This window comes from Pseudoxanthomonas sp. J35 (assembly GCF_000513995.1).
GTDB lineage: Bacteria > Pseudomonadota > Gammaproteobacteria > Xanthomonadales > Xanthomonadaceae > Pseudoxanthomonas.
On the sequence record NZ_AZVB01000004.1, the window covers coordinates 145,673 to 167,874 of the forward strand.

Here is a 22,202-nt window from a genome sequence, read left to right on the forward strand (position 1 = left end):
GGTGCCTGCGGCTCCTTACTTGTACTGGCTGCCCTGCGGCTCGCCTTCCGGGTACTCGATGTCGTGCTGCTGGTGGCTGTAGATCTCCGGGCGGTCCTCGCCATCGACCTTCAGGATGCCCAGCGCGCCCTTGTGGAACGCGCGGAAGATGCTGTGGTCGACCAGCACGAAGTTGCCGGGCACGTCCGCCGTGAACTCGACGATGGCCGAGCCGCCGGCCGGGATCAGCGTGGTCTGCACGTTCTCCTGGTACTTCGTGCCGCCCTCGACGTAGACCTTGTCGAAGATCTCGCCGATCACGTGGAAGCTCGACACCAGGTTGGGGCCGCCGTTGCCGACGAACATGCGGATCTTCTCGCCGGCCCTGGCCTCCAGCGCGTTGTCGCCGGTGAGCGCGCCGACCGAACCGTTGAACACCACGTAGGTCGGCTTCTCGTCGATGCCCTTCTCCAGGCTGAAGCCCTGCAGGCCCTTCTCGCCGTTCTCGCCTTCCGTGTAGAAGTCGCCCTGCATGACGTAGAACTCCTTGTCCACCGGCTCCAGGCCTTCCTCCGGCTCGACCAGGATCAGGCCGTACATGCCGTTGGCCACGTGCATCGCGACCGGCGGCATCGCGCAGTGGTACACGTACAGGCCCGGGTTCAGCGCCTTGAACGTGAACTGCGTTTCGCGGCCCGGCAGGGTGAACGTGGCCTCGGCGCCACCGCCCTGGCCGGTCACGGCGTGCAGGTCGATGTTGTGCGACATGTGCGAGCTGTGGTGGTTCTTCAGCTTGAACTCGACCGTGTCGCCCTCGCGCACGCGGATGAAGCTGCCCGGCACCGTGCCGCCGAAGGTCCAGAAGTTGTAGGTGACGCCGTCGTCCAGGCGCATTTCCTTCTCGACCATCTCCAGGTCGACGACGACCTTGGCCGGACTCTTGCGCGTGATCGGGGCCGGCACCAGCGGCGGCGCGGTCAGCTGCGCCTGGATCACGGGCAGCTGCGCGGCATCGGCGGCGGGCTTGGCGGCGATGGCCTGTCCGGCGAACACGGCGGCGATGGCGCCGGCCAGCGCACAGGCGAGAAGGGGGGCGTGACGGTTCTTCATGGCGCTTCTCTTTCCTTGGTCAGTGGTCTACGGGCCAAGCGTGCGCCGGCGTACTGAGGGTGCTCATTGACCTGGATCAAGAGCCCTGCGTCATTGCGCGGACCGCTTGACAAAGGTCAAGCGCGCCCCCGGTTGGGACATTCTGTCCAACGCCCGTGGTCTTGCGCGGGCGGACAATTGCTCCGTCGAGAAGAGAACAGACAGACGGAACAGAGCCGTGAGAAGAAGGAACCTGCTTGCCTGCGCCCTCGCCGGCGCCCTTGCCGCCCCGCTGCCCGCGCTGGCGGATCCGCAATCCCCACCGCAACCCGGACACGTGCACGACGCCGGCGAGCTGCTCGCCGCGGTGACCGACCTCGACGGCGTGGTCGTGCTGGGCGTGGCGCCGATCGCCGCCAGCACCTTCGTCACCGATCCGAAGCTGCCGCGCCAGCCGGTACCGGCCAGCGACGGCGCCGACTACCTCAAGACCATCCCCGGTTTCTCCACCCTGCGCAGCGGCGGCACCAACGGCGATCCGGTGCTGCGCGGCATGTTCGGCTCGCGCATCGCGCTGCTGACCAACGACGGCGCGTTCAGCGGCGCCTGTCCCTCGCGCATGGACAACGCGATGTCGTACATCGCCCCGGAAACCTACGACCGGCTGACCGTGATCAAGGGCCCGCAGACCGTGCTGTGGGGCGGCGGTGCTTCCGCCGGCACAGTGCGCTTCGAGCGCGAGATCCCGTACTTCGACCGCCCCGGCGTGCGCGCGCAGGGAAGCCTGCTGGCCGGCAGCCACGACCGCAACGACCAGGTGCTCGACGCCAGCGCCGGGACGCCGCGCGGCTACGTGCGCCTGTCGGGCAACCGCTCCGAGGCCGACGACTACCGCGACGGCGACGGCCGCACCGTACCTTCGGCCTGGCGCAAGTGGAACACCGACGCGGCGGTCGGCTGGACGCCGGACGAGGACACGGTGCTGGAGCTTTCCGCCGGCACCGGCGACGCGCAGGCACGCTATGCCGGGCGAGGCATGGACGGCATCCGCTTCGACCGCGAAAGCCTGGGCCTGCGGTTCGAGAGGAAGCACATCGGCGGCGTGCTCGACGCGGTGGCGGCCAACGTCTACCGCAACGAGGTCGACCACCTGATGGACAACTACAGCCTGCGCGATCCCGACCCGGCCGGCAGCATGCCGATGCCGATGGCCAGCAACGTCGGCGACACCAGCCAGGGCGGGCGCCTGGCGCTGACCTGGCAGCAGGACCGCTGGGAACTGACCGCCGGCGTCGACGGCAGGCAGAGCGAACACCGCCGGCGCAGCGCGATGGGCCGCGGGGCGTGGAAGAGCCAGCCGTGGACGCATGACGCGCGCTTCCGCACGCTGGGCGTGTTCGCCGAATCGCACTGGCACCTCGACGAGGTCCACCACCTGATGTCGGGCCTGCGCGTGGACCGCGCGCAGGTCGACGACCGCCGCGCGACCACCACCGGCATGATGCCGATGCCCAATCCCACCGCCGGCCAGCGCCGCAGCGAGGCCCTGCCCGGCGGCTTCGTCCGCTACGAGCACGACATGGGCGGCAGCTTCGGCTGGTACGCCGGCATCGGCCACGCCGAACGCATGCCCGACTACTGGGAGCTGTTCTCGCCCAGCCGCGGCCCGGATGGCGCGGCCAACGCCTTCGCCGGCGTGCGCCCGGAGCGCACCACGCAGCTGGATGCCGGCCTGCAGTACCGCCACGGCGGCGTCGAGGCCTGGGCTTCGGTCTACGCCGGCCGCATCGACGACTACATCGTGTTCGACTACCTGCCCGGCGGGATGATGGGCAGCACCACCCGCGCGCGGAACCTCGACGCCGACATCGCCGGCGGCGAACTGGGCGTGGACTGGAAGGCAGCCGAGGGGCTGAAGCTGTCGGGCGTGGTCGCCTACGCCTGGGGTCGCACCGGTGAGGGCGCGCTGCCGCAGATGCCGCCGCTGGAGGCACGGCTGTCGGCCGGCGGCGGGCGCGGCGCGTGGACCTGGGGCGCACTGCTGCGCATGGCCGCGGCGCAGCACCGGGTCAGCACCGCGCAGGGCAACGTGGTCGGACGCGACCTCGGCCCGAGCCCGGGCTTCGCGGTGTTCTCGCTCAACGGTGGCTACCGCTTCAGCGACCGCGTGCAACTCACTGCCGGCATCGACAACCTGTTCGACCGCGCCTACCGCGAGCACCTCAACGTGGCCGGCAACAGCGGCTTCGGCTATCCGGCCGAACCGGAACGCATCGCCGAACCGGGCCGCACGGCCTGGCTGAAGCTCGACTTCAGCTACTGAACCACGACCCGGCGGCCCGCACCGCCGCCGGCAAGCCCGCCAGTCGCCGTGGCGCGGCCATTGCGTGGTGCAGCCTTCTCCATCCAGACGCGTCGAGGCCGGTCAAGGCCGCCCCGCCGCGCCGACGTCCCCGGCCACCGGCAGCTGCCGCCAGGCCTGCGGGTGGCGGAGGAAATCGCGCGCGCGCCACAGGCAGCGCAGCAGGCTGGCGAGGCTCAGTGCGTGCGCGCCGGCCAGCGCGATCCCGGCGGGCACCGCGAGCGCCTGCACGGGCACGGCGAGGCCGAGCAGGACGGCTGCGAACAGGTGCGCGAGCAGGGCGCGGCGCTTGGCCTGCTCCGGCTGCAGCCGCCCCACCGCGGGGATGCGCATGCCGCGCGGGCAGCGTCCGCGCAGGTCCACCCAGGCGATGAAGGCGACGATCTCCAGCAGCATGCCGGTGGCCAGCAGCGGCACCCCGATCCCGAGGGCGAGCACGCCGGCGAGCAGCGTCGCCGTGGCCGGCTCCAGGCCCGGCACCCCGGCCACCGTCGCGCACGCCGCCAGCGCGGCCAGCAGCAGGGCGATGCAGCCGACGGCCCAGAACCGCACCAGGCCCGGATTGCGCCGGTGCGGCGCGTGCCATTGCAGCCACAGCACCGCGCAGGCGAAAGCGCCCGCCTGCAATGCCAGCGCCAGCGCGACGACGGCCGCCGGCGCACCGCACAGCCGGGCCGTGGCGGCCGCCACCGGCAGCGCGACGGCCGCAAGCGTCCACGCCCGTTGCACGCGCGGCGCCAGCTGCGGCGTGCCATGGAACATCGGTACGGTCACGCTGCCCACCGCGGCCAGCAGGCCCAGCACCCAGCCGCCGCCGGACATGGCGTGCGCATCCACCACCTGGTCCAGCGGCAGCGCGCCGTGGCCGCGCAGCAGCCCGGCGGCGACTACGCCCAGCAGCGCGGTCGCGGCCAGCGCCACCAGCGCCGCGCCGATGCCCGCGCGCAGCAGGCGCTGCGGCCCGCGCCGGAACAGGTCCGGCAGCGGCGGCACCAGCACCAGCGCCAACGCCGCCGCCAGCAGCAGTGCGGCCGGCAGCAGCAATGCGTGCAACCCATGGAAGGCCAGCACGAACAGCACCAGGCCCAGGTTCAGCGCGGCATGGGCGAGCGGCAGCCAGCGCGCGCCGCGCACCGGCGTGCTGGCGGCCACGGGCAGGAACTGCAGCAGGCTGCCGAGCATGGCGTTGCCGAGCACGCCCAGGGTAAGGACATGCACCAGCGCGATGGTGGACGGCGACCAGCGGCCGGCGAGCGCGTGCGGATCCAGCGCCAGCATGAGCCCGGCGACCACGCCCCAGGCGGGAGCGGCGAGCAGGAAGCGCAGTGGCCGCGCCGCCGGCGGCGCGTGGGTGAAGGCCAGGCCGCTCATCCGCGCGCCATGGCCGGGTCCGGTGGCGGCATCGCGGTCGATGCCAGGAGTGCAGCGTCGGCAGTCCGTGCGATCGTGATGCGGGCGCCGCCGCCGGAAAGATCCTCCACCCGCCACGCCCATGCCTGCGCTTCCAGCAGCGGCAGCAGCGGGCCGGGGCGAAACGGGGTCAGCGCCACCAGGCAGGCCCGCGCGGGCAGCCGCTCCAGCGCATCGAGGATGTGCTGCATCGGCTCGGGCGGCGGCAGGTGGCGCAGGTCCAGCGGCGCGGTCATGGCGGCATCGGGGTAGCGAGGCGGCACACGTTCGCAGTGCGGTGCGCCGGGCGCCTTGACGCGCGTCAGGTCCGCAGTGTTTGCCTGCATGGCACGGGCGCCGGGCCGCGGCGGGCGGGGGCGGGGCATTCCGGTACTGAACCGGCCATGCGGCGGGGCCGGGCCGGCCCCGGCCGCTCATGTAAAATGGCCGGTTTTCGAGTGGTAGTTGGCTATTTCGCAGCACAGGACGCCCACCCCGGGCCCCGCTTTCGTGCGCCTGCTGGCGCGGATCGCCGGGGCCGAGCCACCGCCGACGGGCCAGCCCCTCTCGGCCTGGCTGGGCCAGCAGATCGACTGGAACCGCGCCGTGGCCCTGTCCGGCGCGCTGGACGGTCGCGTGCCCGCGCCGCCGGAGGACGCCCCGGCGTTCGACGCGGCCGAGGACGAGGCCTGCGCCCGGCTGCGGGCCAGCCTGGCCGCGTCCATCACCGGCGACGCCGGTCCGGAAGCCCCGGCCGACGAGGCCGCGCCGGTGGACTACGGCCCGTTCCGCAGCCATTACCAGGCCCGGCAGCGGGCCATGCTCGCCGCCACCGGGCGCCTGCGCGGCCAGCTGCGCGACACGCTCGCCGCCTCGCCGGCGCGGGCGCGCCTGGCCGAGGTGGACGCGGTGATGGAGCAGGTCCTCAGCCCGCGCGAGCACGCCCTGCTGGCGAAGCTGCCGGCGCTGCTGGGCGGGTACTTCGAGCGCCTGCAGCAGGCTGCGATCGCCGCCGGTGGCGGTCGCGCCTGGCTGCAGGTGTTCCGCCGCGACATGCAGGACGTGCTCCTGGCCGAGCTCGACATCCGTTTCCAACCGATCGACGCGCTGCTCGCGGCGCTTCGCACCCCCCGGACCCCATGACCAGAAACCTGCCGTACCTCGTCCTGTTCCTTGCCGGCCTGGCGGTCCTCGCCTGGACCGGCGCCAGCCACCTGTCCACCCATCCGCTGGGCGCGGCCGTGATCGTGGTGATCGCCGCCGGCTTCCTGGCCGGCGCGCTGGAGCTGCGCCGCTACCGCCAGGCGACCGGTTCGCTGGCGGGCGCGCTGGCCGACGCCGCGTCGGCGTGCACCGACCTCGGTGGCTGGCTCGGCCGCCTGCAGCCGGCGATCCGCAACGCGGTGCGCCTGCGCATCGAGGGCGAGCGGGTCGCGCTGCCGGCGCCGGCGCTGACTCCGTACCTGGTCGGCCTGCTGGTGCTGCTGGGCATGCTCGGTACCCTGCTGGGCATGATGGTCACCCTGCGCGGTACCGGCCTGGCGCTGGAAGCGGCCGCCGACCTGGACGCGATCCGCGGTTCGCTGGCCGCGCCGGTGAAGGGCCTGGGCTTCGCCTTCGGCACCTCGATCGCCGGCGTCGCCGCCTCGGCGGTGCTGGGCCTGCTGTCGGCGCTGGCCCAGCGCGAACGCGCGCAGGTGGTTCAGCAGCTGGACGTGGAAGCGGCCACCACGCTGCGCGTGCATTCGCGCGCCTGGCAGCGCGAGCAGGCGCTGCGCCTGCAGCAGGAGCAGGGCGCGATGCTGCCGGCGCTGGTCGAACGCCTGCAGGGCCTGGCCGAGGCGATCGAACGCCAGCACGCCGCCGGCGGCGAGCGCCTGCTCGCCAGCCAGGCGCAGTTCCATGCGCGCGCCGAGGAGTCGCAGGCCCGCCTGGTCGCCTCGCTGCAGGCGCTGTCCGCTTCGCTGGAGAAGCAGCAGGCCGCCGCCGGCGAACAGCTGCTGGCCGCGCAGGACGCGTTCCATGCGCGAGGCGAGGAGTCGCAGTCGCGCTGGACCGCTTCGCTGCAGGCGCTGGCCGAATCGATCGGGCAGCAGCACGCCGCCAGCGGCGAACGCCTGCTGGCCGCGCAGGCCGAATTCCACGCGCGCAGCGGGGAAGCGCAGTCGCGCTGGGCGGCGGCGCTGCAGGAATCGCTGCAGGCCGGCGTCGCCGAAAGCGCGCGCGCGGCCGGCGCTGCGTTGCAGCCGGTGGTCGAGGCGACCCTGGCCGCGCTCGCGCGCGAGGCCGCCTCCACCCAGGCGATGGTGGGCGAAGCGGTGCAGCGCCAGCTTGACGGCCTGTCCTCCGGATTCGCCAGCGCCACCGCCGCCGCCGCCGACGGCTGGCGCGCCGCGATCGATGGCCAGCAGCAGGTCAACGAAGCGCTGGCCGGCAACCTGCAGGCCGCGCTGGAGCGGTTCAACGCCGCCTTCGAGCAGCGCTCGCTGCAGCTGCTGGGCGAGCTGGGCGAGCGCCTGGACGGCAACGCCGCGCGCATGGCCGAGGCGTGGGAACAGGCGCTGCAGCGCCAGGAGCAGGCGCACGCGGCGCTGGTCGAACGCAACGGCGAGGCCTGGGCACGGGCCACCGCCGGCTTCGGCGAGCAGGCCGGCGCGCTGGTCGAGAGCGTCGACCGCTCGCACGAGCGCCTGCAGCAGGCGCTGGCCGGACAGGACGCGCAGCGCCTGCAGGCCTGGAACGCGCAGCTGGCCGAAACCGGTGCCGGCCTGCGCGAGGCCTGGACCGCGGCGGCCACGCATGCTTCCGAACGCCAGCAGGCGATCTGCGACGCGCTGGCCGCCACCGCCGCCGACATCACTGCGCAGGCCCAAGCGCAGGCGCGCGACACCGTCGCCGAGATCGCGCAGCTGCTGCAGGCCGCCGCCGAGGCGCCGCGCGCCGCCGCCGAGGTCATCGGCGAACTGCGCCAGCAGCTGTCCGACAGCATGGTCCGCGACACCGCCATGCTCGAGGAGCGCAACCAGCTGATGGCCACGCTGCAGACCCTGCTGGATGCGGTGAACCACGCCTCCACCGAGCAGCGCGGCGCGATCGACGCGCTGCTGTCGACCTCGGCCGAACTGCTCGAGCGCGTCGGCGAACGCTTCGGCGAGCACGTGCAGGCGGAGGCCGGCAAGCTGGAAGCCGCCGCGGCGCAGGTCGTCGCCGGCGCCGCGGACGTGGCCAGCCTCGGCGAGGCCTTCGCCACCGCGGTGCAGCTGTTCGGCCAGTCCAGCAGCGAGCTGGGCGAGCGCCTGCAGCAGATCGAGGCCGCGCTGGAGCGCTCGGCCGCGCGCAGCGACGAGCAGCTGGCCTACTACGTGGCCCAGGCGCGCGAGGTCGTGGACCTGAGCCTGATGGCGCAGCGGCAGATCGCCGCCGACCTGCAGCGCATCGATGACACCCGCGCCGAAGGGGCCGAGGCCGCATGAGCCTGGAGAGCGAAGGCCAGGCCGAACTGGGCACGCCGGTCTGGGCGGCGTTCGGCGACCTGATGGCGGTGCTGCTGGGCGCGTTCGTGCTGGTCCTGGTCGGCGTGATCGCGGTGCAGGGCGAGCTGGCGCTGCGCCTGGACGAGGAGGTCGCGCGCCGCGAAGCCGAGGCGCAGCAGCGCCAGGCGCTGGAGCAGGCGCTGGCCGGTCCGCTGGCCAGCGGCCGGGTGACCCTGGTCGACGGCCGCATCGGGATCCGCGGCAACGTGCTGTTCGCGCTCAACTCCGACCAGCTGCAGCCGGAAGGCGTGGAGCTGCTGCGCAGCCTCGCCGCGCCGCTGGCCGGCTACCTTTCCGCGCGCCACCAGATCCTGATGGTCAGCGGCTTCACCGACGACCGCCCGGTGCGCGACGGCAACCGCCGCTTCGCCGACAACTGGGAACTGTCGGCGCAGCGCGCGCTGACCGTGACCCGCACCCTGGTCGCCGAAGGCGTGCCGGCCGATTCGGTGTTCGCCGCCGCGTTCGGCGCGCAGCAGCCGGTCAGCCCGAACGACAGCGATGCCGGCCGCGCCAGGAACCGCCGCGTGGAGATCGCGCCGATGCCGCGTCCGACGCGCGGCAAGGATGGCGTGGAGCGCAGGGACGGCGATGGCCGCTGATGGCGCCCGCGCCGGCGACCGGCTGGCGGCCTGGCGCGAGCAGGGCGCCGACCGCCTCGATCCGCTGCGTTTCGCGCGGATGCAGGCGCTGGCGGCGCGCGTGCAGGCCCACGAGGGCAAGGCGCGCGAACTGCTGGAGCAGCGCCTGGCCGCGCTGGTCGAGGCCTACGCCGCCGGTCTTTCCGCGCAGGCACGCGAAGGTGGTGCCGCGGGTAACCCAGCGGCCGCAGGGCCGCTGGCCGTGCTTGCGCAGGAAATCACCCGGCGCTCGGCCGAGGTGAACCCGGCCTACCCGGACGTGCCGATGCTCGATGCGCTGCGCGGCTTGTGGGGACGCCTGCGCACCGCCGGCCAGGTGCGCCATGCGCTGGCCGAGGAGCCGACCGACGCCGGCCCGCTCAATTCCGGCCGCCTCGCCCACCGCGCGATGGCGACCATGCGCGCGCAGTGCCCGGAGTACCTGCGGCACTTCGTCGCCTACGCCGACGCACTGGCCTCGCTGGAGCGGCTGTGCGCCGCGGCGATGCCGGAGGCCTCGCCGACCCTGCGCGAGTCCGCGCGCAAGCCGGCCAGGCCCGCAAAGCCGCGCAGGCGCAAGCGCAGCGAGTAGGCCGCACCTGCCGGCTCAGTCGCCGGCGCCCTGCGGCGCGGACTGCGCCTCGACGAACAGGCCCATTCCTGCCGCATCACAGGACTCGTGCAGCAGCCACCACGCCGCCTGGCACGGATCGGGGAGTTCGGGTTCGTTGCGTTCCATGGGTTCTCCTTCCGCGGATGCGCTTCGCCTATCCGGGCTACGCGGCTGGATGGAGCCCGGACTCGGCCGAAGGCCGCCTCCGGGACGCCACGCACTCAGCCCATCAACAGGTAGAACGCCCCCAGTGGATGGTGGGTGCGGGCGATGCAGTACACCTGCAGGAAGCACAGCCCCGCCGCCACGACCAGCGCCGCCCGCGTGCGCGTACGCCGCTGCGGACGGAAGGCGAGGATGCCCAGCACCACGTAGCTGGCCACCAGGCCCAGCTTCACCAGCAGCCAGCCATTCGCGTACAGCTCGCGCGGCAGGAGGGTCAGCAGCATGAAGGCCGCGGTCAGCAGCACCGTGTCGACGGTGTAGCTGAGGTATCGGACCGGGGCGAACCTTGGCCACTGCATCCCGGCCAGCAGGGCCAGCGCGCGCAGGCCGAAGAAGCCGCCGCTGCTGAGCGCGGCGGCGATGTGGACAAGCTTGATCTGCGGATAGAACTCGAACATCGGATATCAGCCGGGGCGCCCGTCGCGGCGCGGGGTCAGGTAGGCGTGGCCGATCCGCGCCACCCATGGCGACAGCGCGACCAGCCAGCCGGTGGCGGCGATGGCCTGCCACAGGCCCGGATCGGGAAGGATGTCGGCGAGGATGCGCAGCGTGGCCACCAGCTGGATCGCGACGAAGGCGAACCACGCAGGCCCATGCATGCGCAGCGGCTGCCCGGAATGGCCCTGGGTCACGCGGGTGACCATCGCCACCAGCAGGCTGCCGAAGAAACCGATGAACAGCGCGTGCATCGGCGCGCGGCCCAGCACGAAGTCGCCGCCGGACAGGTAGACCAGGCTCTGCACCACGTACAGCGCGAAGGTCGCCGGCAGCCACGCGGTGCCGACGAACAGCACCATCAGCAGGCCCGGGCGCGGTGTGCCGCCGGCGGGCCGGCGCGGCCACCAGCGGTACACCGCATGGGCGGTGAGCAGCAGCAGCGGCAGGTCGGCCAGCCACAGCCAGGCGTAGGCATGCACCAGTTCCAGGCCCAGGTGCAGGATCGCCAGCGCCCACACCACGCCCAGCCACGGCAGCGGCCGCCATGCCTTGTAACCGGGTACCACGTTGCCGGCGAAGAACGGGAACATGCGGTGCGCGACCGTCACGTACACCGGCAGCAGCAGGCCGAAGCCGCCGAGCTTGATGCTGGCGAAGGCCCACTGCGGCGATGCGCCGAGGACGAAGGCGATGAACATCGCCACGCCCAGCCAGCCCAGCACCAGTCCCGCGAAACACGAGCGCGCATGCCAGGTGCGGCCCTTCTCGTCGGCCAGCAGCCGGCCCAGGGTGAGCAGCCCGGCGCTCCAGCCGGCCAGGGCCATCCACAGGCCCACGGTCAGGCCGACTTCCCAGCCCGCCGCGCCCAGCAGGATCGCCAGCTGCCCGCCCATCAGGCCGAGGCCGACCGGCACGTAGTGCCGGCGCTCCAGGTCGGGCAGCCCCATCCAGCGCGGGAACACGGTCAGCAGGAAGCCGAACACGAAGCTCGGCAGCACCAGGTACTGCATGACGAAGGCATGCAGCCAGCCCCCGGGAACCGGCAGCTCCGGCATGGTCCACCAGCCGGAACGCGCCGACACCAGCCACAGCGCCCACCACAGCATCGCCAGCAGCACGTTGGCCGCGCCGACGAAGAACATCAGCCGGTGCGGTGCATGCACCAGCCAGGCCGGCGAGGGCCGCGCGCGGCGCGGGCGGGGCAGGGGAGCGGTCTCGGCGTGCATGGGGCCAGTCTGCGATCCGCCGGGCGGGGGCGCCTTGATCCATGTCAGCCCGGCGCGTGGAACCCGGCCTCGCGGTGGCTTGACCAGGGTCAAGGCCGGGCCGGGACGGCCTGCCTAGAGTCCCCGCATCGCCGGTCGCGTCGCGCCGGCTCCCGTTATGCCGATCATCCGAGGCACCGCATGTCCACCCTCCAGGTTTCCGCACCCGATCCCGCCACCGGCCTCTCGCGCGTGTCGGCGATCAGTGCCGCGCTGCGCCAGCACGATCCCGCCGCCCAGGTGGCGTTCGATCCGACCGATGGCCAGGTGCAGGTGCTGACCGTGCTGCCGCAGGAAGAGGTCGAACGGATCCTGCGCGCGCTGGGCGAAGCCGCGGTGGCGGACGACTCCGAGCAGGACCGCGACGGCGGCGACGGCTGCTGCGGCTGCGGCTGTCGCGGCTGAACCGCCCGCGCGCGGTACTCAGCGCGGCACGCTTTCGCGGGCGTCCGGGTAGTCCTTCTCCGGATCGGGCCGGCCGTCGCGCGGCTGGTCCGGCGGGTCGTGGTCCTTCCAGCGCGCCTTGTCGTTGCGCAGCTTGTCGGCGGTGCGGGCCTTGGCTTCGTCGCTTTCGCGGTTGGGTGCGGGCTTGGCCATCGTCGTCGCCTCCCGTTGCCGGAAGCCGCATTGCACGCCCGTCGCCGGTTCGTGACGGCGCGGCGGGCTTTCCTCCTGGAATCCGTCCAGTCATGCCGCGGTAAGGCGGGAAAGCGCTAGCATGGCCAATGAATCCCGGCACCTGCGCGCGATCCGTCCGGCATCGCCACGCCTCCCTCCCGTCATCTGATCCATCCTGCAGCTGCTGCGCGTGGGTCTTCCGCATCGCTCCCGTTCCCGACGCACCGCGCGCTCCCGGAGCAGGCGCATGAGCGCCTTCGACGAGGAAGGCGGCTGCGCCGACTGCGGGCATTGCGACGCGGTGTGCTGCCGCCTGACCGTGGTCCTGGAGCCCGAAGACCGCATTCCCTCGCACCTCACCACCTTCCTTCCCGCCGGCCCCCGGGTGATGGCGCATGACGAGGACGGCTGGTGCGTGGCCATGGACGGCGCACGCATGAATTGCGGCATCTACGAGAGCCGCCCGCAGGTCTGCCGGCGTTTCGTCATGGACGGGCCTTACTGCCGCTCGGTGCGCCGGGAATACGTCGAGGGGCCGCGCGAGATCCCGCTGCTGCTGGAGTAGCTCAGCCGCCGGCAGGCCTCGGCGGCGACAGCGTGGGGATCTTCGGCAGCCCGTCGTCCACCTGCAGCCATGGCACGTGCTCGGCATGGAACACGTGCACCGACGGCTCGCGATCCAGCGGTCCGTCGACGAGGGCGCGGGCAACATGCATCTCGCCCGGCCAGCGCGTGGATTCGAAGAACATGGGCGTGCCACAGGTCGGGCATGAAGCACGGCGCGCACCCGGACTGGATTCGTACCAGCGCGGCTGCGCGGAATCCGGCTCCAGCGTGAACTGTTCCGCCGCGAAGCCGACCCAGGTGACCAGCGGCGCGCCATGCGCGCGCCGGCAGGACGAGCAGTGGCAGTGCGCGACCCACTTGCTGGGCAGGCGCGCGCCGAAGCGCACGGCGCCGCACAGGCAGGTTCCGGACACGGTATCCATCGCGCGATCCCAGGGGTGGCCCGCGCCGAGTATGCCGGCACCCCCGGCGCCGCGCACGTGGCGCCGGCACAAAAAACCGGGGCCGCACGATGGCGGCCCCGATGGGTGTCGCAGTGGCGCGTGATCAGCGCTTCGGCACGATCGCCGCGGCGGCCACCGCGGTGGCCGAGGGCACCGGCGCCATCCGCTTCGGCGCCACCCACAGGCGGAACACGAACCAGGCCAGGGCCAGCGCGCCGACGCTGAACAGCGTGTCGGCCGGGACGCGCATCCACACCAGCAGGTCGACGATCGGCTGCTGCATGAATTCGGCCGAGCGGGCGTACCAGTAGCCGTGCTGCAGCGAGGCGTTGAGCTGGAGGATGCCCAGCGGCAGCAGGGTGAAGGCCGCCATGCCGCCCAGGCCGATGTTGAGCGACCAGAACGCGGTCTTCAGCAGCTTCTCGCTCCACGCCAGGTCCGGCTTCAGGCCGCGCAGGCAGAACAGCATCAGGCCGATGCCGAGCATGCCGTACACGCCGAACAGCGCGGTGTGGCCATGGGTCGCGGTCAGGTTCAGGCCCTGCATGTAGTACAGCGGCAGCGGCGGGTTGATCAGGAAACCGAACAGGCCGGCGCCCACCAGGTTCCAGAACGAGACCGCCAGGAAGAACATGATCGGCCACTTGTACTTCGCCATCCACGGCGTGGCCTTGCCCAGCTTGTAGTTGTGGTAGGCCTCGAAGCCGACGTAGGCCAGCGGCACCACTTCCAGCGCCGAGAAGCTCGCGCCCAGGGCGATCACCGCCGTCGGCGTGCCGGTGAAGTACAGGTGGTGCAGGGTACCCAGCACGCCGCCGGCCATGAACACGACCGTGGCGAACAGCACCGCGATGGTGGCCGAACGTACCTGCAGCAGGCCCAGGCGGGTGAACAGGAAGGCGATCACCGCCACCGCGAACACCTCGAAGAAGCCTTCGACCCACAGGTGCACGACCCACCAGCGCCAGTACTCGACCATGGCCAGGTGGGTGTGCTCGCCCCACATCAGGCCGGCCGCGTAGAAGATGCCGATGGCGACCACGGACAGGAACAGCAGGCTGACGATCGAGCGCGATTCGGCGCCCTTGCGCATCGCCGGCCACAGCGCGCGGCCGACCAGGACCAGCCACAGCAGCAGGCCGACGAACAGGAACAGCTGCCAGAAGCGGCCCAGGTCCACGTATTCCCAGCCCTGGTGGCCGAACCAGAAATTCCTGGCCAGGCCCAGCTTCTGCATCACCGCCAGCCACTGCCCGGCGAACGAGCCGACCACGATGACGAGCAGGCAGACCCACAGCACGTTCACGCCCAGGCGCTGGAACTTCGGCTCATGGCCCGAGATCGCCGGGCCGATGTACAGGCCCATGCCCAGCCAGGCGGTGGCGATCCACAGCACCGCCAGCTGCGTGTGCCAGGTGCGGGTGAGCGCGTAGGGCAGGATCTCGGCCAGGGCGAAGCCGTAGGCCTCCTGGCCCTCGACCTGGTAGTGCGCGGTGATCGCGCCCAGCAGGATCTGGGTCAGGAACAGCGCGATCACCACCCAGAAGTACTTGGCGGTGGCGCGCATCGACGGGGTGACCTTGATCGCGGCCAGCGGGTCGCTCTTCGGCAGCACCGGCTGCATCTCTTCGCCGTGGTTGGCCGCGTAGTGCCAGCCGAGCAGGCCGATGCCGGCGATCAGGAACAGCACGCTGAACACGGTCCACATGAACAGGTTGGACGGCGGCGTGTTGCCGACCAGTTCGTCATGCGGCCAGTTGGCGGTGTAGGTGATGCCGTTGTCCGCGCCCGGGCGCTCGGTCACCGACGACCACGCCGCCCACCAGTAGAAGGCGGCCAGCTGGCGGCGGTGCTCCGGGTCCGGCACGGTGTCGTTGCGCATGGCGTAGGCCTCGCGCAGTTCGGCCGTCGCCGGATCGGCGCTGAACAGCGCCTGGTAGTGGCCGGCGACCTGTTCCATCGCCGCGGCGCGGTCGGCATCGACGGTGATCGTGCCGGTGGCCTCGTCATACGTGTTCGGGCGCAGCAGGGCCTGCACGCGCTGCGTGTAGGCTGCCTGGGTGGCGGGATCGAGCTCCTTGTAGCTCGCCACGCCGTGCTCGCGGCCGGCCCACAGGTCGAGGATGGCCTCGGCCTCGCGGTGCAGCCAGTCGGCGCCCCAGTCCGGGGCGACGTAACCGCCGTGGCCCCAGATCGAGCCCAGCTGCTGGCCGCCGATCGACTGCCAGACCTGGCGTCCGGTCTCGATGTCCTGGCGGGTGTAGACCACGGTGCCGTCGGTGGAAACCACCTGTTCGGGCATCGGGGGCGCCTGGCGGTGGATCTCGCCGCCGACCCATAGCAGGACGGCGAACGAGGCGATGAGCAGGACCGCCAGGCCTGCCCAAAGCTTGCGTGTGGAGTTCATGACGCGGGCTCTCTCGGGGGAAACGCCCGCATCTTCGGCAGCGCGCCGCCGCCCGGCCCTGACACAGGTCAAGTCGCGCGCATTGCCGGCGGAAAGCGCGGTTCCGGAGCGGCGCTGGCGTGACCGTGCGCGCAGTGCGCTCAGCCTGCCAGGCGGCTGCCGAGCAGGAATCCGATCGTCATCGCCACCACCAGCAGCGCGCCCTGCCAACGCGGCGGCGCCGGCAGCGGCAGGTCGAGCAGGCGGCAGCCGGCGCCGACCAGCAGGGCCGTGGCCAGGCCGGCGAGGAACAGGCTCACGGCGGGGCCTCCCGCGTGGCCCCGCTGGAGCCGCCGCAGTCGCGGCGATGGCGGGCCTGGCGCCGTGCCAGCCAGGCGTCCGCGGCCTGGTAGCCCAGGGTCATCGCCACCACCAGCAGCGCCGCGGCTCAGTCGCGCAGGACCGCCAGCGCCAGTTCTTCCAGGCGCGGCAGGTCGAGGATCTCGACGTCGCGCTGCTTGATGTGCAGCAGTCCGTCCTTCTCGAAGCGGCGCAGCACCCGGCTGACCGTTTCCGGGGCCTGGCGCAGGTAGTTGGCGATGTCGGTGCGCGACATGGTCAGCTGGAAGCGGCGCGGCGAGAAGCCGCGCGCGGCCAGGCGCCGCGACAGGCCGATCAGGAACGCGGCCATGCGCTCGTCGGCGCTGTTGTCGCGGGCGAACAGCGAGGCCACGCCGATGTCGCGGCTCATCAGCCGGAACAGGTGCTGCTGCAGGTTGGGCAGGCGCTGGGCGAGGGTGGCGATCTTCGGGAACGAGAACCGGCACAGCATCACCGTGTCCAGCGCCACCGCGTTGCACGGGTAGCGGTCGCCGTGGATCGCGTTGAGCCCGATCACCTCGCCGGGCAGGTGGAAGCCCAGCACCTGCTCGTGGCCGTTGCGGTCGATCTGGTAGGTCTTGACCGTGCCGGCGCGGACCGCGGCGATCGCGGTGAACGGGTCGCCCTCGCGGAACACATGCTCGCCCGGGTGCAGCGGGCCGACGTGCTCGACCAGCACGTGCAGGTCCATCAGCGCGCTCTTGTCCATGCCCTCGGACAGGCAGGCCTGGGAGAAGGCGCAGGTCGAGCAGAACGTCAGCGCATCGCCGTCGTCCGACATGATGCCGGGACCGGTGCGCGGGAAGACGACGCCGGGCTGGCTCATGCTCGGCCTCCCGCCGGGGTCAGACGGTGCGCGAGTACCGCGGCGCGGATGGGGCGGCGGCAGGGGTCAGGTAGCGGTCGAAGCACATGGCGATGATACGCAGCAGCAGGCGTCCGCGCGAGGTCGCGCGCAGCCCGCCTTCGCCGACCTCGACCAGGCCGTCGTCCTGCAGCGGCGCCAGCCGCGCCAGCGCGTCCCGGAAGTACTCGCGGAAATCGATCACGTGGCGGCGGCCGACCGCGTCGAAGTCCAGCTCGCCGTGGCACATCAGCGACTGGATCACGTCGGCGCGGATCACGTCGTCGGCGTCCAGGTGCATGCCGCGCCAGACCGGCAGGCGGCCGGCGTCGATCGCCTGTTCCCAGCTGCCGATGTCGCGCGGGTTCTGGCTGAAGCTGGCGCCGATGTGGCTGATCGCGCTCACCCCCAGGCCGAGCAGGTCGCTCTCGGCGTGGGTGGTGTAGCCCATGAAGTTGCGGTGCAGGCCGCCTTCGCGCTGCGCCCTGGCCAGCTCGTCCCCGGGCAGGGCGAAGTGGTCCATGCCGATGTACTCGTAGCCGGCCTGGCCGAGCTTGTCGATCGCCAGGCGCAGCAGGTCCAGCTTCTGTTCCGGCGAGGGCAGGTCCTCGGCGTGGATGCGCTGCTGCGGGCGGAACAGCTGCGGCAGGTGCGCGTAGCCGTAGATCGCCAGCCGGTCCGGGCGCACCTGCAAGGTGGTGTCGAGGGTGCATTCGAAGCCTTCCAGGGTCTGCTTCGGCAGGCCGTAGATCAGGTCGACGTTGACCGAGCGGAAGCCGTGCCGGCGGCAGGCCTCGATGATGCCCAGGGTCTGCTCCACGCCCTGCACGCGGTTGACCGCCTGCTGCACGGCCGGGTCGAAGTCCTGCACGCCCAGGCTGGCGCGGTTGAAGCCGGCGCGGGCCAGCTCGCCGACCTCGTCGGGGGTGATGAAGCGCGGGTCCAGCTCGATCGAGCAGTCCATGCGCTCGCCCGGGGCGAAGCGGAAGTGGCTGCGCAGCACGTCGATGACCTCGGCGATCTGCGCCGGGTCGAGGAAGTTCGGGGTGCCGCCGCCGAAGTGCACCTGCTCCACGTCGCGGTCGCGGTCGAACATGGTCGAGGCCATGGCGATCTCGCGGTACAGGCGGGTCAGGTAGGCGGCGCCGCGGGCCTTGTCGCGGGTGATGATCCGGTTGCAGCCGCAGTAGAAGCACGGACTGGTGCAGAACGGGATGTGCAGGTACAGCGAGATCGGGCGCGGGATCGGGTCGCCGTTGCTGGCGGCGGCCACACGGCGCAGGTCGGCCTCGCCGAAGCCGGGGGTGAACTGCGGCGCGGTCGGGTACGAGGTGTAGCGCGGCCCCGGCACGTCGTAGCGCTGGAGCAGCTCGGGATCGAACAGGGCGGACAGGCTGGCCATGGCTTGCAGGCTAGTCCGCGGGGGCCGGGGAGTCCTTGATGCAGGTCAATCCGCGGCGGCCTGCGCAGCTGCGTTCAGGAATGTGTTCATGGCGGCGCGCCTCCCGCGGAGGCGCGCTGCCGCGGGCAGGCATGGCCGGGTGGCGTGCGCACCCGCGTTTCGTGCCTGTACGGGCGCTTGCGTCCGGATACGGCCCGCCGCCCCGGCGACTCGCAGGACGACAGGAAATCGCCATGTCCGCCATCACCGACCATCTCCGGGCCGGCTTCACCGGTCTCTCGCGCCACGAAGTCCTGCAACTGCCGGTGGGCTCGCTGCTTGGCGTGGAGTCGAACGCGGCCCAGGCATTGGCGCGCGTGGGCGTGGAGTCCATCTACGACCTCGGGACCTCGTGGCTCTTCGCCAATGCGGCAGCGGCGATCAGGGAAGAAGCGGCGTTGGCGGGGCGGTGAGTCCGAACCTGGTCGTGGCGGCCCCGGTCGACGATCCGGCGGGCGTCGGCGGCTTGCCCCTGCAGCGCCTGCGCGGCCTGTCCGCCGAGGATGCGGTGGCGTTGCAGGAAGCACTGGCGCTGGAGACGCTGCGCGAGTTCGCGCTGTGGCCGCCGCGACGCGTCGCCCAGGCGCTGGTCAGCGAGGCCAGCGGCGGGGATGCCGATGCGGAAGAGTTCCATGCCGAGGCCCTGCGACCGAAGCTGGGCGAATACCCGACCGAGCGCGTGTACTACAACACGCTGGTGATGCTGGGCCTGTCCGCAGGCGGGCAAAGCCAGGCGCTGACCGGGACCCTCTCGCTCAAGCCGGCGGTCGACGAGCCGGCCGGGTTCGGGGCGTAGTCAAGCAGCAGGCGGGGACCTATGCGCCGGGGCTGTGGCTGTTCGCCGGCATCGCCCTGGCCGCCTCGGTGTGCCTGGCCACGGTCAGGCAGCGCTGGCGCCTGCACTGGGCCGCGCTGGGCCCGGCGCGGGTCTGAGCCGCGCACCGCACGTCATCGAAGCACACGCGCAAGGAACCCGAAGATGAGGAAACCGCGACTGGTGGTGGTGGGCAACGGCATGGCCGGCATCCGCACCCTCGAGGAGCTGCTGAAGCTGGCCCCGGGGATGTACGACATCACCGTGTTCGGCGCCGAGCCACACCGCAACTACAACCGCATCCTGCTGTCGCCGGTGCTGGCCGGCGAACAGGACTTCGACGACATCGTGCTCAACCCGCTGTCCTGGTACGCGGACAACGGCATCGCCCTGCACCTGGGCAAGGAAGTCGTCCGCATCGACCGCGCGCAGCGCAAGGTGGTGGCCGCCGACGGCACCGGGGCCGAGTACGACCGCCTGCTGCTGGCCACCGGCTCGCTGCCCTTCATCCTTCCGGTGCCCGGCAAGGACCTGAAGGGCGTGATCGGCTACCGCGACATCCACGACACGCGCACCATGATCGAGGCGGCGCGGGTGAAGAAGCACGCGGTGGTGATCGGCGGCGGCCTGCTCGGGCTGGAGGCGGCCAACGGCCTGAAGCTGCGCGGCATGCAGGTGACCGTGGTGCACCTGGCCGGCTGGCTGCTGGAGCAGCAGCTCGACCCGGTGGCCGGCGCGCTGCTCGAGAAGTCGCTGGCCGGGCGCGGCCTGGAGTTCCGGCTCAACACCTCGACCACGGAGATCGTCGGCAAAGACGCCGGCGAGGTCGCCGCGGTGCGCTTTTCCGATGGCGCGGAAATCCCCGCGGAGCTGGTGGTGATGGCCGCCGGCATCCGTCCGAATATCGCGCTGGCGCAGGCCGCCGGGATCCATTGCGATCGCGGCGTCGTGGTCAACGACACCTTGCAGGCCTACGACCCGCGCGTGTACGCGGTGGGCGAGTGCGCCAGCCACCGCGGCGTCGCCTACGGCCTGGTCGCGCCGCTGTTCGAGCAGGCCAGGATCTGCGCCGACCACCTGGCGACCTGGGGCATCGGTATCTACCGCGGCTCGGCGGTGTCGACCAAGCTCAAGGTCACCGGTGCCAACCATTCCAGGATCAAAAGCAGTGTCGGACGCAGCGCGCAAACCTTGTTGATGCCCGGCACCACGCTGATCCGCGAATGGGATGAGCGCCAGCATCGTGTGACGGTCACGCCAGATGGTCTGTACGAGCTCAACGGTCAGGTGTTCAAAAGCCTGTCGGCGGCGGCGCGCCACATCACAGGCACGCAGTGGAACGGCCCAAAATTCTTCGGCCTGCGCGACGGCAAGGCAGGTGGTCAATGAACGCGCCATTGCTCGTATCACCCAAACGCTGCGCGGTGTACTGCCGCGTATCCAGCGACGAACGCCTCGACCAGTCCTTCAATTCCATCGATGCCCAGAAGGAAGCAGGACACGCCTTCATCAAAAGCCAGAGCCACGAGGGCTGGATCGCGGTGGCCGATGATTACGACGATGGCGGCTTTTCCGGCGGCAACATGGATCGACCCGCACTGCGCCGCCTGATGGCAGACATCCAGATGGGCAAGGTCGACATCGTGGTCGTCTACAAGATCGACCGGCTGTCACGCTCGCTGGCCGATTTTGCGCGCATGGTCGATGTGTTCGACCACCACAGGGTCAGCTTCAGCGCGGTCACGCAGCAGATCAACTCGGCCACCTCGATGGGGCGGCTGATGCTCAACGTCCTGCTGTCCTTCGCGCAGTTCGAACGCGAGGTGACCGGTGAGCGCATCCGCGACAAGATCGCGGCCAGCAAGGCCAAGGGGATGTGGATGGGCGGGCCGCTGCCGCTGGGGTATGACGTGCACGACAGGCTGCTGGTCATCAACGAAACTGAGGCTGCCTTGGTGCGCCGCATCTTCGATGACTTCGTGACCGTGCGCTCGGCCAAGCTGATGGCCAAGGCCTACGGCGCGGAAGGCGTGGTCACCAAGGGCGGCAAGCCCTTCACCAAGCAGACCCTCTACAAGATGCTGCACAACCGGATGTACCTGGGCGAGATCGTCCACAAGAGACAGAGTTTCCCCGGCCAGCATCAGGCCATCGTGACGCAGGCGCAGTGGGATGCAGTCCACGCGTTGATCGCCACCGATGGTATCGAACGGCGGCGCGAGACCAACGACCGCCAACGTGAGCCGGTGTTGTTGCGCGGCCTGCTGTTCACGCCCGACGGTGAACGGCTGGTGCCCAGCTACACCGTCAAGAAGGGCAATATCTACCGCTACTACACGCCGATCAAGCACCAGCGCTTTGGCGCGTGGGCCAGCAGCCACGGCCCGTTGCCAGCGGTGCCCATCGAAAACCTGGTTACACAGCAGATCGTCGCCGCGCTGTCAGCGCCGCACATCGTGCAGTCGGTTTGGGATCAGATTCGGACAACCCGCCCAGACCTGTCAGAGCCTGAGGTGGTGTTGCCGATGCGAAATCTGGCTGGCCTATGGCAACAGTTGTTCCCCGCTGAACAGTATCGACTGGCACAGCTCCTGATTGATCGCGTGGTGATTGCCGATGGCGGGTTGGAGATCATCTGGCGCGACCACGGGTGGCAGGAACTGGCCGGGGAACTGCTGCCCGGCACCATCGGCGCGGAATTGCAGGAATGGGAACAGCAGGAGGTGGAAGCATGAAGCCGAAAGTGCAGGTTTTGGGCGGACCCGTTGCGCGCGAACGCCGGGATGGCGGGCAGGTGAAACTGTCCACCTTCATCCCGCTGAAGATCAGGAAGCGAGGCGGCAGCAAGGTGGTGGTGCGGCCGGACGGCCAGCTCGACGCGCCGGGCAAAGTGGTCACCCAAATCGACCAGCCCCTGCTGGTGGCGCTGACGCGGGCCTTCTACTGGCAGCAACTGCTCGACGATGGGGTGGTGGGCAGTGGCAGCGACATCGCCCAGCGCGAAGGCCTGCATCACTCTACGGTCAACGAACTGCTGCGGCTGACACTGCTTCAGCCTGCCATCATCCAGGCCATCTTGGCTGGCCAACAGCCCCGGTGCATGAGCCTGCTGTGGTTCCAGCGCAATCCGCTGCCGACCGACTGGGTGGCACAGCGGGCGGTGGTGGCGGGGTTTGATGCCTGACCGGGTTACGA

General features: G+C 71.3%; 24 protein-coding genes. 12 read left to right on the forward strand and 12 right to left on the reverse strand.

Annotated elements, in window-relative coordinates; all coding sequences use genetic code 11:
- Positions 1-15 precede the first annotated feature (15 nt).
- Positions 16-1,089 carry a copper-containing nitrite reductase gene (gene nirK, locus PSEJ35_RS15410; RefSeq protein WP_037082430.1) on the reverse strand — a complete coding sequence of 358 codons (1,074 nt, stop codon included), beginning with the start codon at positions 1,087-1,089 and terminating at the stop codon, positions 16-18.
- A gap of 346 nt (positions 1,090-1,435) precedes the next feature.
- On the opposite strand from nirK, the gene PSEJ35_RS0104945 reads away from it, so the two are divergent.
- Complete coding sequence (locus tag PSEJ35_RS0104945) at positions 1,436-3,391, forward strand: TonB-dependent copper receptor (RefSeq protein WP_232207581.1); 1,956 nt, start codon at positions 1,436-1,438, stop codon at positions 3,389-3,391.
- Positions 3,392-3,493: 102 nt separating this feature from the next.
- Here the strand turns inward: PSEJ35_RS0104945 and PSEJ35_RS15415 are convergent, their stop codons facing one another.
- Positions 3,494-4,801 (reverse strand): hypothetical protein, encoded by a 1,308-nt coding sequence (locus PSEJ35_RS15415; protein ID WP_051412501.1) that lies wholly within the window; start codon positions 4,799-4,801, stop codon positions 3,494-3,496.
- Positions 4,798-5,076 (reverse strand): DUF2249 domain-containing protein, encoded by a 279-nt coding sequence (locus PSEJ35_RS15420; protein ID WP_051412502.1) that lies wholly within the window; start codon positions 5,074-5,076, stop codon positions 4,798-4,800. Before PSEJ35_RS15420 ends, PSEJ35_RS15415 begins: the two co-directional genes overlap by 4 nt.
- Positions 5,077-5,284: 208 nt before the next feature.
- Between PSEJ35_RS15420 and PSEJ35_RS0104960 the strand changes: the two genes are divergently transcribed.
- The 4 genes from PSEJ35_RS0104960 to PSEJ35_RS0104975 are packed head-to-tail and all read left to right on the forward strand — an operon-like array spanning position 5,285 to position 9,564.
- Positions 5,285-5,962: a DUF3348 family protein gene (locus tag PSEJ35_RS0104960; protein WP_028916834.1), complete on the forward strand. Its 678-nt coding sequence runs from the start codon at positions 5,285-5,287 to the stop codon at positions 5,960-5,962.
- A complete protein-coding gene (locus tag PSEJ35_RS0104965) occupies positions 5,959-8,292 on the forward strand; it encodes a DUF802 domain-containing protein (protein WP_028916835.1) in 2,334 nt (777 codons plus the stop codon). The genes PSEJ35_RS0104960 and PSEJ35_RS0104965 overlap by 4 nt, the downstream gene beginning before the upstream one ends.
- Entirely contained in the window at positions 8,289-8,954 is a 666-nt protein-coding gene (locus tag PSEJ35_RS0104970; RefSeq protein ID WP_028916836.1) for an OmpA family protein, read from the forward strand. The genes PSEJ35_RS0104965 and PSEJ35_RS0104970 overlap by 4 nt, the downstream gene beginning before the upstream one ends.
- Positions 8,944-9,564, forward strand: coding sequence for a DUF2894 domain-containing protein (locus PSEJ35_RS0104975; protein WP_028916837.1), 621 nt, complete (start codon positions 8,944-8,946; stop codon positions 9,562-9,564). The genes PSEJ35_RS0104970 and PSEJ35_RS0104975 overlap by 11 nt, the downstream gene beginning before the upstream one ends.
- A 15-nt stretch (positions 9,565-9,579) precedes the next feature.
- Here PSEJ35_RS0104975 and PSEJ35_RS17750 read toward each other — a convergent pair whose 3' ends face one another.
- From PSEJ35_RS17750 to PSEJ35_RS0104990, 3 genes are all read right to left on the reverse strand, one after another.
- Complete coding sequence (locus PSEJ35_RS17750; protein ID WP_255326721.1) at positions 9,580-9,711, reverse strand: hypothetical protein; 132 nt, start codon at positions 9,709-9,711, stop codon at positions 9,580-9,582.
- A 95-nt stretch (positions 9,712-9,806) separates the two neighbouring features.
- On the reverse strand, positions 9,807-10,208 hold the full coding sequence (locus PSEJ35_RS0104985; RefSeq protein WP_028916838.1) for a SirB2 family protein: 402 nt from the start codon (positions 10,206-10,208) through the stop codon (positions 9,807-9,809).
- A 6-nt stretch (positions 10,209-10,214) separates the two neighbouring features.
- On the reverse strand, positions 10,215-11,474 hold the full coding sequence (locus PSEJ35_RS0104990; RefSeq protein WP_037082433.1) for an NnrS family protein: 1,260 nt from the start codon (positions 11,472-11,474) through the stop codon (positions 10,215-10,217).
- A 180-nt stretch (positions 11,475-11,654) separates the two neighbouring features.
- On the opposite strand from PSEJ35_RS0104990, the gene PSEJ35_RS0104995 reads away from it, so the two are divergent.
- On the forward strand, positions 11,655-11,918 hold the full coding sequence (locus tag PSEJ35_RS0104995; protein ID WP_028916840.1) for a hypothetical protein: 264 nt from the start codon (positions 11,655-11,657) through the stop codon (positions 11,916-11,918).
- A gap of 18 nt (positions 11,919-11,936) precedes the next feature.
- Here the strand turns inward: PSEJ35_RS0104995 and PSEJ35_RS17145 are convergent, their stop codons facing one another.
- Complete coding sequence (locus tag PSEJ35_RS17145) at positions 11,937-12,110, reverse strand: hypothetical protein (RefSeq protein ID WP_156924731.1); 174 nt, start codon at positions 12,108-12,110, stop codon at positions 11,937-11,939.
- A 268-nt stretch (positions 12,111-12,378) separates the two neighbouring features.
- Here PSEJ35_RS17145 and PSEJ35_RS0105005 point away from each other — a divergent pair, with 268 nt between their 5' ends.
- The gene (locus PSEJ35_RS0105005) at positions 12,379-12,696 is read left to right on the forward strand and encodes a YkgJ family cysteine cluster protein (protein ID WP_028916841.1); all 318 of its coding nucleotides are present in this window, start codon (positions 12,379-12,381) and stop codon (positions 12,694-12,696) included.
- A gap of 1 nt (position 12,697) precedes the next feature.
- Here the strand turns inward: PSEJ35_RS0105005 and PSEJ35_RS0105010 are convergent, their stop codons facing one another.
- The 5 genes from PSEJ35_RS0105010 to hemN form a co-directional block, all read right to left on the reverse strand.
- Positions 12,698-13,120: a GFA family protein gene (locus PSEJ35_RS0105010; RefSeq protein ID WP_028916842.1), complete on the reverse strand. Its 423-nt coding sequence runs from the start codon at positions 13,118-13,120 to the stop codon at positions 12,698-12,700.
- Between the two features lie 124 nt (positions 13,121-13,244).
- Positions 13,245-15,548, reverse strand: a complete 2,304-nt coding sequence (locus PSEJ35_RS0105015; RefSeq protein WP_028916843.1) for a nitric-oxide reductase large subunit — start codon at positions 15,546-15,548, stop codon at positions 13,245-13,247.
- 140 nt (positions 15,549-15,688) lie between these two features.
- Entirely contained in the window at positions 15,689-15,847 is a 159-nt protein-coding gene (locus PSEJ35_RS15425) for a XapX domain-containing protein (protein WP_037082435.1), read from the reverse strand.
- A 128-nt stretch (positions 15,848-15,975) separates the two neighbouring features.
- Positions 15,976-16,734 carry a helix-turn-helix domain-containing protein gene (locus PSEJ35_RS0105030; protein WP_028916844.1) on the reverse strand — a complete coding sequence of 253 codons (759 nt, stop codon included), beginning with the start codon at positions 16,732-16,734 and terminating at the stop codon, positions 15,976-15,978.
- 19 nt (positions 16,735-16,753) lie between these two features.
- Complete coding sequence (hemN, locus tag PSEJ35_RS0105035) at positions 16,754-18,154, reverse strand: oxygen-independent coproporphyrinogen III oxidase (RefSeq protein WP_028916845.1); 1,401 nt, start codon at positions 18,152-18,154, stop codon at positions 16,754-16,756.
- Positions 18,155-18,387: 233 nt separating this feature from the next.
- Between hemN and PSEJ35_RS0105040 the strand changes: the two genes are divergently transcribed.
- The 5 genes from PSEJ35_RS0105040 (at position 18,388) to PSEJ35_RS0105060 (ending at position 22,191) form a co-directional block, all read left to right on the forward strand.
- Positions 18,388-18,606: a hypothetical protein gene (locus PSEJ35_RS0105040; protein ID WP_028916846.1), complete on the forward strand. Its 219-nt coding sequence runs from the start codon at positions 18,388-18,390 to the stop codon at positions 18,604-18,606.
- On the forward strand, positions 18,603-18,989 hold the full coding sequence (locus tag PSEJ35_RS17405) for a hypothetical protein (protein WP_028916847.1): 387 nt from the start codon (positions 18,603-18,605) through the stop codon (positions 18,987-18,989). Before PSEJ35_RS0105040 ends, PSEJ35_RS17405 begins: the two co-directional genes overlap by 4 nt.
- Positions 18,990-19,172: 183 nt before the next feature.
- Positions 19,173-20,396: an FAD-dependent oxidoreductase gene (locus tag PSEJ35_RS15430; protein ID WP_156924732.1), complete on the forward strand. Its 1,224-nt coding sequence runs from the start codon at positions 19,173-19,175 to the stop codon at positions 20,394-20,396.
- Complete coding sequence (locus tag PSEJ35_RS0105055; protein WP_028916848.1) at positions 20,393-21,742, forward strand: recombinase family protein; 1,350 nt, start codon at positions 20,393-20,395, stop codon at positions 21,740-21,742. Before PSEJ35_RS15430 ends, PSEJ35_RS0105055 begins: the two co-directional genes overlap by 4 nt.
- The gene (locus PSEJ35_RS0105060; protein ID WP_051412503.1) at positions 21,739-22,191 is read left to right on the forward strand and encodes a hypothetical protein; all 453 of its coding nucleotides are present in this window, start codon (positions 21,739-21,741) and stop codon (positions 22,189-22,191) included. Before PSEJ35_RS0105055 ends, PSEJ35_RS0105060 begins: the two co-directional genes overlap by 4 nt.
- Positions 22,192-22,202 lie beyond the last annotated feature (11 nt).

Excerpts from the sequence above, each read along its gene's own strand:
- PSEJ35_RS0105055 (WP_028916848.1), top strand. The coding sequence starts at position 20,393 with ATGAACGCGCCATTGCTCGTATCACCCAAACGCTGCGCGGTGTACTGC.
- PSEJ35_RS0105005 (WP_028916841.1), top strand. The coding sequence starts at position 12,379 with ATGAGCGCCTTCGACGAGGAAGGCGGCTGCGCCGACTGCGGGCATTGC.
- PSEJ35_RS17145 (WP_156924731.1), bottom strand. The coding sequence starts at position 12,110 with ATGGCCAAGCCCGCACCCAACCGCGAAAGCGACGAAGCCAAGGCCCGC.
- PSEJ35_RS0105060 (WP_051412503.1), top strand. The coding sequence starts at position 21,739 with ATGAAGCCGAAAGTGCAGGTTTTGGGCGGACCCGTTGCGCGCGAACGC.
- PSEJ35_RS0105030 (WP_028916844.1), bottom strand. The coding sequence starts at position 16,734 with ATGAGCCAGCCCGGCGTCGTCTTCCCGCGCACCGGTCCCGGCATCATG.
- hemN (WP_028916845.1), bottom strand. The coding sequence starts at position 18,154 with ATGGCCAGCCTGTCCGCCCTGTTCGATCCCGAGCTGCTCCAGCGCTAC.
- PSEJ35_RS0105015 (WP_028916843.1), bottom strand. The coding sequence starts at position 15,548 with ATGAACTCCACACGCAAGCTTTGGGCAGGCCTGGCGGTCCTGCTCATC.
- PSEJ35_RS15415 (WP_051412501.1), bottom strand. The coding sequence starts at position 4,801 with ATGAGCGGCCTGGCCTTCACCCACGCGCCGCCGGCGGCGCGGCCACTG.
- PSEJ35_RS17750 (WP_255326721.1), bottom strand. The coding sequence starts at position 9,711 with ATGGAACGCAACGAACCCGAACTCCCCGATCCGTGCCAGGCGGCGTGG.
- PSEJ35_RS0105040 (WP_028916846.1), top strand. The coding sequence starts at position 18,388 with ATGTCCGCCATCACCGACCATCTCCGGGCCGGCTTCACCGGTCTCTCG.
- PSEJ35_RS0104985 (WP_028916838.1), bottom strand. The coding sequence starts at position 10,208 with ATGTTCGAGTTCTATCCGCAGATCAAGCTTGTCCACATCGCCGCCGCG.
- PSEJ35_RS0104975 (WP_028916837.1), top strand. The coding sequence starts at position 8,944 with ATGGCCGCTGATGGCGCCCGCGCCGGCGACCGGCTGGCGGCCTGGCGC.
- nirK (WP_037082430.1), bottom strand. The coding sequence starts at position 1,089 with ATGAAGAACCGTCACGCCCCCCTTCTCGCCTGTGCGCTGGCCGGCGCC.
- PSEJ35_RS15420 (WP_051412502.1), bottom strand. The coding sequence starts at position 5,076 with ATGACCGCGCCGCTGGACCTGCGCCACCTGCCGCCGCCCGAGCCGATG.
- PSEJ35_RS0104970 (WP_028916836.1), top strand. The coding sequence starts at position 8,289 with ATGAGCCTGGAGAGCGAAGGCCAGGCCGAACTGGGCACGCCGGTCTGG.
- PSEJ35_RS0104990 (WP_037082433.1), bottom strand. The coding sequence starts at position 11,474 with ATGCACGCCGAGACCGCTCCCCTGCCCCGCCCGCGCCGCGCGCGGCCC.
- PSEJ35_RS15430 (WP_156924732.1), top strand. The coding sequence starts at position 19,173 with ATGAGGAAACCGCGACTGGTGGTGGTGGGCAACGGCATGGCCGGCATC.
- PSEJ35_RS0104965 (WP_028916835.1), top strand. The coding sequence starts at position 5,959 with ATGACCAGAAACCTGCCGTACCTCGTCCTGTTCCTTGCCGGCCTGGCG.
- PSEJ35_RS0105010 (WP_028916842.1), bottom strand. The coding sequence starts at position 13,120 with ATGGATACCGTGTCCGGAACCTGCCTGTGCGGCGCCGTGCGCTTCGGC.
- PSEJ35_RS0104995 (WP_028916840.1), top strand. The coding sequence starts at position 11,655 with ATGTCCACCCTCCAGGTTTCCGCACCCGATCCCGCCACCGGCCTCTCG.